This is a genomic window from Streptomyces sp. 3214.6, from assembly GCF_900129855.1.
GTDB lineage: Bacteria > Actinomycetota > Actinomycetes > Streptomycetales > Streptomycetaceae > Streptomyces > Streptomyces soliscabiei.
Map to the genome: position 1 here is coordinate 8,345,309 of NZ_LT670819.1, position 14,136 is coordinate 8,359,444.

The 14,136-nt window shown below is 72.3% G+C and carries 11 protein-coding genes; 5 read left to right on the plus strand and 6 right to left on the minus strand.

Features of this window, described 5'->3' with window-relative positions:
- Window positions 1-21: 21 nt before the first annotated feature.
- Window positions 22-936 carry a carbohydrate ABC transporter permease gene (locus B5557_RS37760; protein WP_079663699.1) on the minus strand — a complete coding sequence of 305 codons (915 nt, stop codon included), beginning with the start codon at window positions 934-936 and terminating at the stop codon, window positions 22-24.
- On the minus strand, window positions 933-2,294 hold the full coding sequence (locus tag B5557_RS37765) for an ABC transporter substrate-binding protein (RefSeq protein WP_079663700.1): 1,362 nt from the start codon (window positions 2,292-2,294) through the stop codon (window positions 933-935). The genes B5557_RS37760 and B5557_RS37765 overlap by 4 nt, the downstream gene beginning before the upstream one ends.
- A 383-nt stretch (window positions 2,295-2,677) precedes the next feature.
- Here B5557_RS37765 and B5557_RS37770 point away from each other — a divergent pair, with 383 nt between their 5' ends.
- From B5557_RS37770 to B5557_RS37780, 3 genes are all read left to right on the plus strand, one after another.
- Window positions 2,678-3,475 carry a FadR/GntR family transcriptional regulator gene (locus B5557_RS37770; RefSeq protein WP_079663701.1) on the plus strand — a complete coding sequence of 266 codons (798 nt, stop codon included), beginning with the start codon at window positions 2,678-2,680 and terminating at the stop codon, window positions 3,473-3,475.
- A 146-nt stretch (window positions 3,476-3,621) separates the two neighbouring features.
- Window positions 3,622-4,785, plus strand: a complete 1,164-nt coding sequence (locus B5557_RS37775; protein ID WP_079663702.1) for an exonuclease SbcCD subunit D — start codon at window positions 3,622-3,624, stop codon at window positions 4,783-4,785.
- On the plus strand, window positions 4,782-7,772 hold the full coding sequence (locus B5557_RS37780) for an AAA family ATPase (protein WP_079663703.1): 2,991 nt from the start codon (window positions 4,782-4,784) through the stop codon (window positions 7,770-7,772). Before B5557_RS37775 ends, B5557_RS37780 begins: the two co-directional genes overlap by 4 nt.
- Here B5557_RS37780 and B5557_RS37785 read toward each other — a convergent pair.
- The gene (locus B5557_RS37785) at window positions 7,766-8,212 is read right to left on the minus strand and encodes an Lrp/AsnC family transcriptional regulator (protein ID WP_079663704.1); all 447 of its coding nucleotides are present in this window, start codon (window positions 8,210-8,212) and stop codon (window positions 7,766-7,768) included. The genes B5557_RS37780 and B5557_RS37785 overlap by 7 nt on opposite strands.
- A gap of 148 nt (window positions 8,213-8,360) precedes the next feature.
- Here B5557_RS37785 and B5557_RS37790 point away from each other — a divergent pair, with 148 nt between their 5' ends.
- Window positions 8,361-8,840 carry a rhodanese-like domain-containing protein gene (locus tag B5557_RS37790; protein WP_079663705.1) on the plus strand — a complete coding sequence of 160 codons (480 nt, stop codon included), beginning with the start codon at window positions 8,361-8,363 and terminating at the stop codon, window positions 8,838-8,840.
- 127 nt (window positions 8,841-8,967) lie between these two features.
- Here B5557_RS37790 and B5557_RS37795 read toward each other — a convergent pair whose 3' ends face one another.
- The gene (locus B5557_RS37795; RefSeq protein ID WP_079663706.1) at window positions 8,968-10,683 is read right to left on the minus strand and encodes a DUF885 domain-containing protein; all 1,716 of its coding nucleotides are present in this window, start codon (window positions 10,681-10,683) and stop codon (window positions 8,968-8,970) included.
- Window positions 10,684-10,716: 33 nt separating this feature from the next.
- The gene (locus B5557_RS37800; protein ID WP_079663707.1) at window positions 10,717-11,208 is read right to left on the minus strand and encodes an Lrp/AsnC family transcriptional regulator; all 492 of its coding nucleotides are present in this window, start codon (window positions 11,206-11,208) and stop codon (window positions 10,717-10,719) included.
- 60 nt (window positions 11,209-11,268) lie between these two features.
- Here B5557_RS37800 and B5557_RS37805 point away from each other — a divergent pair, with 60 nt between their 5' ends.
- Complete coding sequence (locus B5557_RS37805) at window positions 11,269-12,471, plus strand: trans-sulfuration enzyme family protein (protein WP_079665212.1); 1,203 nt, start codon at window positions 11,269-11,271, stop codon at window positions 12,469-12,471.
- 100 nt (window positions 12,472-12,571) lie between these two features.
- On the opposite strand, the gene B5557_RS37810 is transcribed toward B5557_RS37805, so the two are convergent.
- A complete protein-coding gene (locus tag B5557_RS37810) occupies window positions 12,572-13,942 on the minus strand; it encodes a GNAT family N-acetyltransferase (RefSeq protein WP_079663708.1) in 1,371 nt (456 codons plus the stop codon).
- Window positions 13,943-14,136: the final 194 nt, after the last annotated feature.

Genomic DNA, 14,136 nt, shown 5'->3' on the forward strand with positions numbered 1-14,136 from the left:
GCGACGGGACTGCCAGAGGTTTTAGTCGGCATCGAAGAACCCCGACCGTGCGACGAAGACGGCGGCGGCCGACACGCTGACGACCAGGAGCTCCACCGAGACCGCGGCGGCGCCGTTGATGTTGTTCATCTGGAAGGCGAAGTCGTACGTCAGCTGGTTCAGCGAGTAGTCGCGTCCGGCGACGCCCACGCTGGCGAGAGACAGCAACTGCGGCTCCACGAAGAGCTGGGCGCCGCCCGCGAACGCCAGGATCACCATGTACACGATCCACTTGCGGAGCATCGGGATCTGCACGTGCCAGGCGGTCTGCCAGGCGCCCGCGCCATCGATGCGCGCGGCTTCCATCACGTCCGTGGGGATGTTGTTGAGCGCGCCGTACATGACGACGATCCAGCCGCCCGCGCCGGTCCAGAACGCGATGACCGTGAACAGCAGGGGCAGGTTGCCGGGCGCGATCACCTCGCCGAAGGTGTGGAACCCCATCGCGCCCAGCAGCGAGCTGACCGGGCTCACCGTCGGGTCGAGCATGAACAGCCACACCAGCACGCTCGCGGCGCCGGCGAGCGCTCCGGGGACGTAGTAGAGGAAACGCAGCGCCTTGCCGACGGAACCCGAGGCCAGGCGGTGCAGCAGCAGCGCCAGGGCCACCACGAACACCACCAGGGACAGGAGCCAGCAGGCGAGGTAGACGGCGACATGGCTCACGGCGTCCACGAAGCGGAAGTCCTGAGCCGTGGTGACGAAGTTGGCGAAGCCGGTGACCTTGCCTCCGGCGTCGGTGAAGGCGAAGTAGACCGCGTAGGCGGTCGGTAGGACGCCGAAGGCGACCAGCATGACCACGTAGGCGGCGACGAAGGCCATTCCGGCCCGGCTCTGCCGGGCGGCGCCGCGACGGCGCCGGGCGGCAGAGCCGGCCGGGGAGTGGGTGAGGGTCACTGGGAGACCTTGTATCCGTTGGACTTGGCGTACTTGACGATGGAGTCCTGCCAGGCCGGCAGCATCGAGACGACGCTCTTGCCCTGGGTCAGGCCGGGCTTGACGGTGGCGGCCCAGATCGCCTCCTGGCTGAACTGGCCCGAGCCCCAGCCGGGCCAGACCTGGGAGGAGGCGGCCTTGAGGGCGCTCAGGTCACCGGCGAAGTAGCCGGAGGCGTCCTGTCCCTTCAGCCAGGTGTCGGCGACGGGCGCGTATGCGGGGAAGCCCGGCGCCTTGTCGCCCTGGTAGGCGTTGTCGGTCGTGACCCACTTCAGGAAGTCGGTGGCGGCCTTGATGTGTGCGGAGTGCTGGGACAGCAGCCAGGTGCCGCCGCCGACGTTGCCCGTGGACGGCGAGGTCTCCCCCTTCCACTGCGGGATGGGCGCCGCCGCGATCTGCTTGGCCGGCGTCTTGAAGGTGCCCTTGAACAGTGCGCCGCCGTACCAGGCGGGGCCGGGCATGAGCAGGACCTTGTCGGCCTTGTTCTTGCCGAAGTCGGTGCTGAAGACCCCGCTGATGGACATGGACCTGTTCTTGATCAGCACGTCCATGAGCCCGGCCATCTTGGTGCAGGCCTCGCTGGAGGTGTTCACCGACACAGCCTTCGGACCGGTGATGTGGTTGGCGCCGCACTTGCTCGCCCACAGGTAGATCTCGGGGGTGAAGGAGTCGCCGGCGTCGCCCACCAGGTAGCCGGGGTGCTCCTTGGCCACCTTCTCGCCGAGCGTCTGGTACTCCTCCCAGGTCGTCGGAACCTGGTAGCCGAACTTCTTCAACAGCGGCGCGTTGTACCAGAGCACTGCCTGGGAGAGGTCGTTGCGCAGACAGTAGACGGTGCCGCCCACCGTGCAGACGTCGTTGGCGCCGGCGGCGAAACCGGTCAGGGTGGCGGGGGGTATCAGGCCCTTGTCGAGGGGCGCGGCGAAGCCCGCGTCGACCGCCCAGGTCGCCTCGTTGTTCTGGGAGCTGAACACGACGTCCGGCCATCCCTTGCCGGTGCGGTTGAACAGCTGGACCTTGGTCTGGAGATAGTTCGAGCCGTTGGCGTCGCCGTCGTAGGTGACGATGTTCAGCTTCACGTCCGGGTGCTGCTGCTGGTACAGCTTCGCGGCTTGCACGCGGGTCGCGTCCACCCAGACGGTCAACGCGCCGTCCTTCTGCGGCACCTGGGCGAAGCCGTCCTTGGTCGTCGTACCCGTGGCGCCGCCGCCGCAGGCAGTCAGGGTGAGCGCCGCGGTGGCCGCGCAGCCGGCCAGCAACGCCACACGCCTCTTGCTGGACGCCCTCTCCTGGCCGGACGAAGGCTTGTTGACGGTCATGTGCGACTCCACTGGTTTCACAGGGCGCCCCGACCAGGTGGGCACGGCGCGCGAAGGTGAGGCGACGCCAGGCCGAACCGGTCGGGCGTCGGGGACCGCGGACGGCCGTAGCGCGTGCCGTCGCGGAAGAAATTAGCCGCCTTATCGAGTGAATCGTCAAGAGTTTGTGCAGCCTTCTTCCTGGCGATCTGCGAATGACAGTGCATCGCAAGGCCAGGAAATGTCCCATAAAGTGTCGTATGAGCCGGTTACATCTCTTGTTTCATGCTTCACAAGAGGGACCCATCCGATTGATGAGTACGACTCATCGAGGCTTGGGATACGATGGGCTCGGCTCCACGGCGATCAGCCGTCCCAGTTGCGTTAGCCAGGAGGCAGGACAGATGAACGACACGCCCGCGGCCCAGGCGGCCTTGCCGACGCAGGCGCCCGCGGTGGTCACGGCAGCGGTGAGCGGCGCGGACGAGCGGCGTGACTACCGGCCCGGCTACGAGGTCGTGGCGGAGCGGATTCTCGAGTTCATCGCCGAGGCCCGTCTGTCGGCAGGTGATCGGCTGCCCACGGAGAACGATCTGGCGCAGAGGCTGAACACCAGCAGGGCGGTGGTGCGAGAGGCCGTGAAGATCCTTTCGGCGCTCGGCCGGGTCCGGGCGCACAAGGGGCGCGGACTGTTCGTCGCGGACGACGAGGGCATGCTCCTCACCAGCCGCTGGGGCGGCTTCTTCCGCCCCGTCGACCTCGATCACGTGCTCATGCTGTTCGAGTTCCGCAGGGTCCAGGAGACGGCCGCGAGCAGTCTGGCCGCCACCCGGGCCACGCCTGCCGAGCTGCGGACCATCGAGGTGGCCATGCAGCAGTGTCGGCACGGGTTCGTCCACGGTCAGGTCGACGAGTTCAACCAGGCGGACGAGGACTTCCACATGGGCGTCGCCGTCGCCTCGCACAACACCTTCCTCGTCAGCGCCGTGCGGGACGCGCGACGACTGCAGCGGCAGTCGAGCGCGATCGGGATCCACGACAAGCTGGGCGAGGGCACCGAGGCGGCGGTCGAGGAACATGAGGCGATCTACCGGGCCATCCGGGACGGCCTTCCGGACGAGGCGGCCCAGGCCACGGCGGCGCATCTCGACAGGACGCTCGAGGACTACCGGCGAGAGATCCAGCGGCGCCTGTTCGGCTAGGGCCTGTCCGGCGGGTCATGCCGCGGGCGCGGGGCGGGGCAGGGGGTGACATGCGTTAGCGTGGCGGGTGTTTTGACGGCGAGCCCCGGGCTGGTCGTGCTGGTGAGAGGCGCAGTGGGGGTAAAAGTGCGGGTCGGGGCGGCGTCATGAGAATTCTGCACACGTCCGACTGGCATCTGGGCCGGGCGTTCCATCGGGTGAACATGCTCGGCGCCCAGGCCGAGTTCATCGGTCACCTCGTCACCACCGTGCGCGAACGCGACGTCGACGCGGTGCTCGTGTCGGGAGACGTGTACGACCGCGCGGTACCTCCGCTCGCCGCTGTGGAGCTCTTCGACGACTGTCTGCACCGGCTCGCCGACCTCGGCGTGCCCACGGTGATGATCTCCGGCAACCATGACTCGGCCCGCCGCCTCGGCGTCGGCGCGGGCCTCATGGGCCGCGCGGGTATCCACCTGCGGACGGACTCCACGGCGGCCGGGACACCGGTCGTCCTTCACGACGCCTTCGGCGACGTCGCCTTCTACGGCCTGCCCTATCTCGAACCCGCCCTGGTGAAGGACGAGTTCGGCGTGGACAAGGCCGACCACGAGAGCGTGCTCGCCGCCGCCATGGACCGCGTCCGCGCCGACCTCGCCGCCCGCGCGCGGGGCACGCGTTCCGTCGTCCTCGCCCACGCCTTCGTCACCGGCGGCGAGCCAAGCGACAGCGAGCGGGACATCACCGTCGGCGGGGTCGCCTCCGTGCCCGCCGGGGTCTTCGACGGCGTCGACTACACGGCACTCGGGCACCTGCACGGCTCCCAGACCATCACCGAGCGGGTCCGCTACTCCGGCTCCCCACTGCCGTACTCCTTCTCCGAGAGCGCGCACCGCAAGACCATGTGGCTCGTCGACCTCGGCGCCGGCGGGGAGGTCAGCGCCGAGCGGATCGACTGCCCGGTCCCGCGCGCGCTGGCCCGACTCCGCGGCCCCCTGGAGGCGCTGCTCGCCGATCCCGCGCTCGCCCGCCACGAGGACGCGTGGATCGAGGCGACGCTCACCGACGCCGTCCGCCCGGCCGACCCCATGGCCCGGCTCACCGAGCGCTTCCCGCACACCCTCAGCCTCGTCTTCGCCCCCGAGCGCGCACCTGACGACCCGGACGTCTCCTACGCCCGCCGCCTCGCCGACCGCTGCGACCAGGAGATCGCCGAGGACTTCGTGGCCCATGTGCGCGGAGCGGGCCCCGACGCCCACGAGCAGGGCTTGCTGCGGGACGCCTTCGACGCGGTCCGCGCGGACGACGCCCTACGGGAGGTGGCGCGGTGAGGCTGCACCGGCTCGACCTGACCGCCTTCGGCCCCTTCGGCGACCGCCAGAGCGTCGACTTCGACGAGCTGTCCGCCGCCGGGCTGTTCCTGCTGCACGGCCCGACGGGCGCCGGCAAGACCTCGGTCCTGGACGCCGTCTGCTACGCGCTGTACGGCTCCGTACCGGGCGCCCGGCAGAGCGGCCAGGGCCTGACCCTGCGCAGCGACCACGCCGCGCCCGGCACCCGCACCGAGGTCACCCTCGAACTCACCGTCGCGGGCCGCCGGTTGGAGGTCACCCGGCAGCCGCCGCATGAACGCGCCAAGAAACGCGGCAGCGGCACCACGGTCGAGAAGGCCCAGAGCGGGCTGCGCGAGTACGACCCCGTGGCCGGGGCCTGGAAGGATCTCAGCCGCTCCCACCAGGAGATCGGCGAGGAGATCACCCAGCTGCTCGGCATGAGCCGCGAGCAGTTCTGCCAGGTCGTGCTGTTGCCCCAGGGTGATTTCGCGCGCTTCCTGCGCGCCGACGCCGAGGCCCGCAGCAGGCTGCTGAGCCGCCTCTTCGACACCCAGCGGTTCGCCGAGGTCGAGAAGCGGCTCGCCGAGCGCCGCCGTACCACCGAGGCACGCGTGCGTGAGGGCGACTCCGCGCTGCTCGCCGACGCGCACCGGATGCAGCAGGTCGCCGGGGACGCCATGGAGCTGCCCGAGCTCGACCCGGGCGAGCCGGGGCTGGCCGGGGCGGTGCTCGCGGCGGCCGCCGTCGCCCGCAGCACCTCCCGCGAGCTGTTGACGACCGCCCACTGCGGCCGCCTGGCCGCCGAGTCCGCGCAGGTTGCCGCCGAGCGCACCCTGGAGGAGGTGCGGGAACGGGCCCGGCTGCAGCGGCGGTTCACCGAGGCGCGGGAGCGTGCCGCGCTGCTCCAGGAGCGGGCCGGCGCCCACAGGGAGGCGCAGGCTCGGATGGAGCGGGCCCGGAAGGCGGAGGCGGTGGCGCCGGCACTGGAGCTGCGCGAGGCCGCCGACGCCGAGCACACGACGGCGTCGGCACGTGCGGCACGCGCGCGTGCCCTGCTTCCGCAGGGACACGCGGACGCCGGAGCCGCCGGCCTCGCCGCCGCAGCCCGGCGGGCCGCCGAGGAGCTGGGCGGGCTGGAGTCGGCCCGCAGGGGCGAGCGGCGGCTGGCCGCCCTCGTCGCCGAGCGCGCCGACCTGGACCGGCGGGAGCGGGACGACGAGGAGGTCCTGGCGGAGACCGAGGCCTGGCTCGCGGGCTGGGACGCCGTCCGCGCGGGTCTCCAGGCCCGCATCGAGTCCGCCCAGGAGGCCGCCACCCGCGCCGAACAGCTCGACGGCCGGCGCGAGCCCGCGCAGCGGCGCCTGAAGGCGGCCCGGCTGCGCGACGAACTGGCCCATGACCTGGAGGCGGCCGGGCGCACGGCCCTCACCTCCGGCGAGCAGGCACAGACGGCCCGCGCGCACTGGCTCGACCTCAAGGAACAGCGCCTCAACGGCATCGCCGCCGAGCTGGCCGCCACCCTCACCGCCGGCGAACCCTGCGCCGTCTGCGGCGCCACCGAACACCCGGCGCCCGCCCGCAAGGTTGCCGGGCACGTCGACCGCGAGGCCGAGGAGCAGGCACTCGCCGCATACCAGGGAGCCGAGGAGCGCCACACCGAGGACGAGCAGAAACTCGGCCTCGTCCGGGAGGCCCTCGCCGCCGCCACCGCCGAGGCGGGCGACACCCCGACGGACCGGCTCGCCCTCGACGTCCAGGAGGTGGAACAGGCCTACGCCCTGGCCAGGCGGGAGGCCTCCGCGCTGCATCCCGCGCGCGAGGAGCTTCGCCAGGCCGAGCAGGAACACGAACGCCGTACGGCGGCGCAGCGCGAGGCCGCGGTGCGGGCGGCGTCCCGGGTGGGCCACCGCGACCGCCTGGAGCGTGAACGGGCGGCGCTGGAGGAGGAGCTGACGCAGGCGCGGGGCACGGCGGAGAGCGTCGCGGCGCGGGCCGCCGAACTGGAGCGGCAGACGGCCCGGCTCACCGAAGCGGCCGACACCGCCCGCGTCGCCGAGGAGAGCGCCGAGCGCCTCAAGGCCGCCGACGGCCGCCTCGACGAGGCCGCCTTCCGGGCCGGCTTCGACACCCCGCAGGCCGCCGCCGACGCCCTCCTCGACGACACCGCCCACCGTGAGCTGCAACGGCGGCTGGACGCCTGGCAGTCCGAGGAGGCCGCCGTACGGGCCGTTCTCGCCGAACCCGACACCGCGGCCGCCGCGCAGCAGCCGCCCGCGGACCTCGCCGACGCGGAGCGGTCGGCGGTCGACGCGGCCGAACGCCTCCGCGCTGCAGCCTCCGCCCAGGACGCCGCCGCCCGCCGCTGCACCGAGCTGGACCAGCTCTCCGCGCGCGCGGCCGACGGCGTGCGGCGGCTCGCCCCGCTGCGCGAGGAGTACGACCGGGTGGCCCGCCTGGCCGGTCTCACCGCGGGCACCTCCGCCGACAACGAGCGCAGGATGCGCCTGGAGGCGTATGTCCTGGCGGCCCGCCTCGAACAGGTGGCCGCCGCCGCGACCGTACGACTGCGGCGGATGTCCTCCGGGCGCTACACCCTCGTCCACTCCGACGACCGGGCCGGACGCGGGCGCAGCGGGCTCGGTCTGCATGTCGTCGACGCCTGGACCGGGCGCGAGCGGGACACGGCCACGCTGTCGGGCGGCGAGACCTTCTTCGCCTCACTCGCCCTCGCCCTGGGCCTCGCGGACGTCGTCACCGACGAGGCCGGCGGGGTCCGCCTCGACACCCTCTTCATCGACGAGGGCTTCGGCAGCCTCGACGACCAGACCCTCGACGAGGTCCTCGACGTCCTCGACTCCCTGCGCGAGCGCGACCGCAGCGTCGGCATCGTCAGCCATGTCGCCGACCTGCGGCGGCGGATCCACGCCCAGCTGGAGGTCGTCAAGGGGAGATCGGGGTCGGCGGTGCGGCAGCGGGGTCAGTGACCGACCGGGCGCCGGGGGAGCGGTGAGGAGTAGACGACGCTGGTCGTGACCGACCCCAGCGCGCCGATCCTGCCCGACACCTCCTCCAGGTGCCGCATCGAACGCGCGGCGACCTTGATCACGAAGCAGTCGTCGCCCGTCACATGGTGCGCCTCCAGGATCTCGGGCGTGACGGCCACCAGGTCGTGGAACGGCTTGTAGTTGCCATGGGGGTAGCGCAGCCGTACGAACGCCAGGATCGGCAGCCCCAGCCGCTCGGGGTCCACGACGGCCGCGTACCCCTGGATGACGCCCGCCTCCTCAAGCCGCCGTACCCGCTCGGTGACGGCGCTCGCCGACATCGCCACTGCCCGTGCCAGGTCGGCGAAGCTGGCCCGGCCCTCGCGCTGGAGGACCTCGAGGATGCGCCAGTCGGTGGCGTCCGGGGAATACGCGGTCATGGGCCGAAGACTGCAGGGGAATCCCCGGCGAGGCAAGGCCGACGCCGGGGAATGCCCCTTCAAGGAGATGATCACCGGTCGTAGATTTCAGGACACCGGATTTCCGGTCATCGGAAATCCGGTCGGAACCGCTACGGAAGGCCCCGCCATGACCGTCACGACCGCCGTCAACCCCGTCCTGCGGGTCGCTCCCGCCGCTCCCGCCGAGGCAGCCGCCTACTTCCGGGCGAGCCTGGCCTTTCACGCGGACGTCTCCGACGTGGCCGCGGCCCTCGCCGCCGGCGGCGACCCCGGCTTCGTCATCCTGGACTGCCGTTCCACCGAGTCCTGGGACCAGGGGCACCTCCCGGGCGCCGTCCACCTGCCCACCGCGCTAATCCCCGAGCAGGCCGAACAGCTCCTCGACAGGGGCGTGCCGGTCGTGACGTACTGCTGGGGCCCCGGCTGCAACGGCGCCACCCGCGCCGCCCTGGCGCTCGCCGAACTCGGCTACCAGGTCAAGGAGATGCTCGGCGGCTTCGAGTACTGGGCGCGGGAGGGCTTCGAGTTCGAGACCTGGGAGGGCCGGGAGCGGCGCGACACCGACCGGCTCACGGCTCCCGTGGACGCGGAGAACTGCGGCTGCTGACGGCCGAGTCGCCCGGTCGGTCCCGTACGACCTCCGCCGACGGACCCGGGAAGAACGAGGGTGGGGCAGGCGCGGGCCGAAGGACAGCGGAATTCCGCAGCCCTCCGGCCCGGCCCGCCCTCCGGGCTCAGAGCCGCGCCAGCTCGTCCACCAGGTCGTCCAGACCAAGCGACCCCTGCGAAAGAGCCGCCATGTGCCAGGACTTGAGGTCGAAGTCGGCACCGTGGCGCTGCCGGGCCTTCTCCCGGCCCAGCAGCCAGGCCCGTTCGCCGAGTTTGTAGCCGATCGCCTGGCCGGGGATGGTCAGATAGCGGGTCAGCTCGCTCTCGACGAAGTCCGCCGGGCGGCTGCTGTGCGCGCCGAAGAACTCCTGCGCCAGCTCCGGAGTCCAGCGCTCACCCGGGTGGAACGGCGAGTCCGCCGGGATCTCCAGTTCCAGGTGCATGCCGATGTCGACGATGACCCGGACCGCCCGCATCATCTGCGCGTCCAGGTAGCCGAGCCGCTGCTCCGCGTCGGTGAGGAAGCCGAGCTCGTCCATCAGCCGTTCCGCGTACAGCGCCCAGCCCTCGGCGTTGGCGCTGACCATGCCGATGGACGCCTGGTAGCGGGAGAGGTCCGCGGCGATGTGCGTCCACTGCGCGAGCTGGAGGTGATGGCCGGGGACGCCCTCGTGGTACCAGGTGGAGACGAGGTCGTACACCGGGAAGCGGGTCTGTCCCATCGTCGGCAGCCAGGTACGGCCCGGACGCGAGAAGTCCTCCGACGGAGGCGTGTAGTAGGGGGCGGCCGCGCTTCCGGGCGGGGCGATCCGCGACTCCACCCTGCGCACCCGCTCGGCGAGTTCGAAGTGGGTGCCGTCGAGCGCGTCGATCGCCTGGTCCATCAGGCCCTGCAGCCAGTCGCGGACCTCGTCGACGCCCTCGATGTGCTTGCCGTGCTCGTCGAGGTGGGCCAGCGCCACCCAGGGGGTGTCCGCGCCCGGCAGGATCCTCTCGGCCTCCTGCTTCATCTCGGCGAGCAGCCGGTGGTACTCCGCCCAGCCGTACGCGTACGCCTCGTCGAGGTCGAGGTCGGTGCCGTTGTAGTAGCGCGACCAGCGGGCGTACCGCTCCCGGCCTACGGTGTTCGGCGCGCCCTCGGCCGTCGGCGCGTACACGTCGCGCACCCAGTCCCGCAGCTGTACGACCGCCGCGGTCGCCGCCCGGGCCGCCTCGTCCAGCTCGGCGCGCAGCGCCTCGGGCAGCGCGGCGGACAGCGCCTCGGCGCCGGTGGCCACGAAGTCCTCGAACCAGCCGCGGCCCGCGCCGTCGGTGTCCGACCACTGGGTGAGCTGTTCGACGAACGTGGCCGTCGGCCGCGGCGCCGCGTACAGCTTGCGCTCCAGGCCGAGCGTCAGGGACTCCCGGTAGCCCGCGAGTGCGGCCGGGACCGCGCGCAGCCGCTCGGCGATCGCCGTCCAGTCCTCCTCGGTCTGCGTGGGCGTCACGGTGAACACCTCGCGCACATGGTGTGCGGGCGTGCCCATGTTGCCGACGGAACGCAGGCCCTCGTCGGCCTCGTGCACACCGAGTTCCGCGGTCAGCCGCTCGCGCAGCAGGCGCGCGCACCGGCGCTCGATGTCACTGTCCGCGCCGGGCCTCCGCTCCGCCTCGTCGAGCTTCGCCAGGGTGTCGCGCGCGAGCCGCGCGATCGCCTCCTGGCCGGCGGGCGAGAGGTCGGGCAGCCGACTCGAACTGTCCTTCACGCCGAGATAGGTACCGGTCACCGGGTCGAGGGCGATGAGATCGTCGACGTAGGCGTCGGCGACCTCGCGGGGCAGCGGGCTGTTGGTCTGTGACATGCGCCCCATCCTCGTACGCGGCGGCGTCGCACGTCACGGCGTTTGTCCCGAACCCGTCGGCGGCAGCAGCGGTCCGCACTCCCACTGCTGGAATATCAGCCGCGTCTCGACCCGGGCGACCTCCCGCCGTGCCGTGAACTCGTCGAGGACGAGCCGTTGCAGATCCGCCATGTCCGCGACGGCGACATGGACGAGATAGTCGTCGGGCCCGGTGAGGTGAAAGACGGTCAGCGCCTCCGGCAGCGCCCGGATCCGCTCCACGAAGGGCCCCACCAGCTCCCGCCGGTGCGGCCTGACCTGCACGGACAGCAGCGCCTGCAGACCGCGGCCCAGCTTGGCCGGATCCAGCCGCAGCTGATGCCCGAGGATCACGCCGGAGCGGCGCAGCCGCGTCACCCGGTCCAGGCACGTCGACGGCGCGACGCCGACCTGCGCCGCGAGGTCGCGGTAGGTGGCCCGGGCGTCGTTCTGCAGCAGCCGCAGCAGATGCAGATCGACCGGGTCCAGTACGACTGATTCGGCCATATGCCGAACGTAGCACGGTGCTCGACGTATGCGATCCGTTCGATGTTCACCCTGCGGTCCATGGACTCAACCGCTGCGAGCACGCACGCGTACCACCGGGTACGTACGTCTGGAGCGCCCCGCGCACTGGCCACCGAGGCCGTGCACGCCGGGCGGGACGACCTGGCCCGGCAGGGCCTGCACGCCCCGCCCATCGACCTGTCCACCACCTACCCCTCCCACGACAGCCGCGCCGAGGCCGCCCGTATCGACGCGTTCGCCGCGACCGGCGTGGAGCCGGAGGGCCCGCCCGTCTACGGCCGGCTGGGCAACCCGACGGTCGCCCGCTTCGAGACGGCTCTCGCCCGGCTGGAGGGCGCCGAGAGCGCCGTCGCCTTCGCCAGCGGGATGGCGGCGCTGAGCGCGGTCCTGCTCGCGCGCGCCGCGACGGGCCTGCGGCACGTCGTCGCCGTCCGCCCCCTGTACGGCTGCAGCGACCATCTGCTGACCGCGGGACTGCTCGGCTCCGAGGTCACCTGGACCGACCCGGCAGGCATCGCCGACGCGTTGCGCCCCGACACCGGCCTGGTCATGGTCGAGTCGCCGGCCAACCCGACCCTCGCCGAGGTCGACCTGCGGGCCGTCGCCCACGCCTGCGGGTCGGTCCCGCTGCTCGCCGACAACACCTTCGCCACGCCCGTGCTGCAACGTCCCGTCGAGCAGGGCGCGCGGCTCGTCCTGCACAGCGCCACGAAATACCTGGGCGGGCACGGGGACGTCCTGGGGGGCGTCGTCGCCTGTGACGAGGAGTTCGCCGGACAACTGCGGCAGATACGTTTCGCCACCGGTGGTGTGCTGCATCCGCTGGCCGGCTATCTGCTGCTGCGCGGCTTGTCGACGCTTCCGGTGCGGGTGCGGGCCGCGTCGGCGACCGCCGCCGAACTGGCCCGGCGACTGGCCGCCGACCCGCGTGTCGCCCGCGTCCACTATCCGCGCATCGGCGGCGCGATGATCGCCTTCGAGGTGTCCGGCGACCCGCACGAGGTGATCGCGGGCGTCCGGCTGATCACCCCGGCCGTGAGCCTCGGCAGCGTCGACACGCTCATCCAGCACCCGGCGTCCATCAGCCACCGCATCGTGGACGCGCAGGAGCGCCGGGGCGCGGGCGTGAGCGACCGGCTGCTGCGGCTGTCGGTCGGGCTGGAGGACGTAGAGGATCTGTGGGCCGATCTGACGGGGGCACTGGGGCCGGTGCGCGCGCCGGGGACGTCCGTCACCGTATGAAGAAGGGCCCGGCGGTGCCCGACGCTGTTGGTTAGCGTCGTGCCCCGCCGGGCCCCTCACACGTGATGCGTCCAGGCTCCTCACGGGTGAGGTGTCCGGGTCAGTCGCGTGTGACGCGTTCTCCGTGCCGGCGGGGCGTCTCGTGCGCCGCGTTCTTCTCCAGGCGCGCGGTGATCACGAGCGTTCCCTCCTCGATCTGGTAGTCGAGGGGCAGGCCGAGGCCGCGCATGGCGGCGACCATGCCCGTGTTGGAGGCCTGCGTCACGGCGTACACGCTCTCGCAGCCCGCCTCGACGGCCATCGCCACCAGCCGGCCGAGCAGTTCGGCGCCGATGCCGCGGCGCTGCCACTGGTCCTCGACCAGCAGCGCGACCTCCGTCTCGTCGCCGTCCCACAGCAGGTGGCCGAGGCCGACGACGCGGCCGGACGGCGTCTGCACGGCCAGGGTCTGGCCGAAGCGGGGACTGAGCAGGTGGTTGAGGTAGCGGTCGGCGTCGCCGACGGGCCCGTGGTAGCGCATCCCGAGCGTGCGGGCCGAGCACCGCTCGTGCATCGCCTTCGCCGCCTGCACGTCACCGGTGTCGGCCCGGCGCACGGTGATGTCGTTGCCCTCGGGCAGCGTCAGCACGTCCTGGCCGAGCGGGACCCGCGGCCCGAGCCGGGCGTCGAGCTCCACCAGGGCACGCGCGCGTGCGAACTCGGTCGGGGTGAACGGCAGATACGGCCGCTCCACGGTGATCACTCCGCCCTCCGGCGCCCGCAGCCGCATCACGGTCTCCTCCAGCACACCCTCCACGGGTACGCCCTCCGGCCCCCGGCCGCGGGTTCCGGCCGTGGCGGGAAGCGAGCGGATCGTGCACCTGCCGAGCAACTGCCGCAGAGCCAGCGGCAGTTCGGCCGCGTCCAGGGCGGTGCGGGTGGCCAGGCCCAGGAGCCGGGTCGGCGCGTCCACCAGATCGTGGGCGTCGGCCCGTTCGATCCAGGTGCTCGAACCGCCGGCCCGCGCGACGGCGCGGGTGATCTCGGCCGCCGCGAGGGCTCCCGGGGCGCGCAGCAGGAACTCGTCGACCGTGTCCTCGCCCAGCGGGTGGGTCTGCAGGCTCAGTATGTCCACCCGGTGGCCGGCGAGCGCCGCGCACAGCGCCGCCAGCGACCCCGGAGCGTCCTTCACGGTCGTCCGCATCCGCCACAGGGCGCTTTCCTCGGCGACCGCGGAGGGCAGCTCGGACAGCCCGGCCTGCGGCTCCTCGGAGCGTCGCCGGGCATCGGTATCGCCCGTCGGCGGCGCGTGACCGTGGCGGCGTGCCCACCATGTGTGGAAGCCGGCCGTGGCGACGAGCAGGGCGGCGGAGACGGCCAGCAGTGCCGGGCCGTCGGGGCCGTGGCCCACCAGGTTCGCCACACCGTCGGCCACCGCGACGGCCGTGAAGAGCGCGGCGAGTTCCACCAGGTCCCGCCGCCAGTGGTGCACAGGGCGTCCGCGCTTCGCGCGCGTCACATCAGACATGTCTCGAGTCATGCGGCCACTGTGGAGGGACGGTGTTGCGTGATCACGAACGCATTGTGACCGACGGGTAAAGGTTCCCAATGCCCGTTTTGTTAATTCTTTTACGATCGCATCGGCGCGTCGCATGCCGTGCGGCGCGGCTGTCACGACCGCACCGC

Excerpts from the sequence above, each read along its gene's own strand:
- B5557_RS37795 (WP_079663706.1), bottom strand. The coding sequence starts at position 10,683 with ATGTCACAGACCAACAGCCCGCTGCCCCGCGAGGTCGCCGACGCCTAC.
- B5557_RS37800 (WP_079663707.1), bottom strand. The coding sequence starts at position 11,208 with ATGGCCGAATCAGTCGTACTGGACCCGGTCGATCTGCATCTGCTGCGG.
- B5557_RS37765 (WP_079663700.1), bottom strand. The coding sequence starts at position 2,294 with ATGACCGTCAACAAGCCTTCGTCCGGCCAGGAGAGGGCGTCCAGCAAG.
- B5557_RS37790 (WP_079663705.1), top strand. The coding sequence starts at position 8,361 with ATGACCGTCACGACCGCCGTCAACCCCGTCCTGCGGGTCGCTCCCGCC.
- B5557_RS37785 (WP_079663704.1), bottom strand. The coding sequence starts at position 8,212 with ATGACCGCGTATTCCCCGGACGCCACCGACTGGCGCATCCTCGAGGTC.
- B5557_RS37770 (WP_079663701.1), top strand. The coding sequence starts at position 2,678 with ATGAACGACACGCCCGCGGCCCAGGCGGCCTTGCCGACGCAGGCGCCC.
- B5557_RS37805 (WP_079665212.1), top strand. The coding sequence starts at position 11,269 with ATGGACTCAACCGCTGCGAGCACGCACGCGTACCACCGGGTACGTACG.
- B5557_RS37775 (WP_079663702.1), top strand. The coding sequence starts at position 3,622 with ATGAGAATTCTGCACACGTCCGACTGGCATCTGGGCCGGGCGTTCCAT.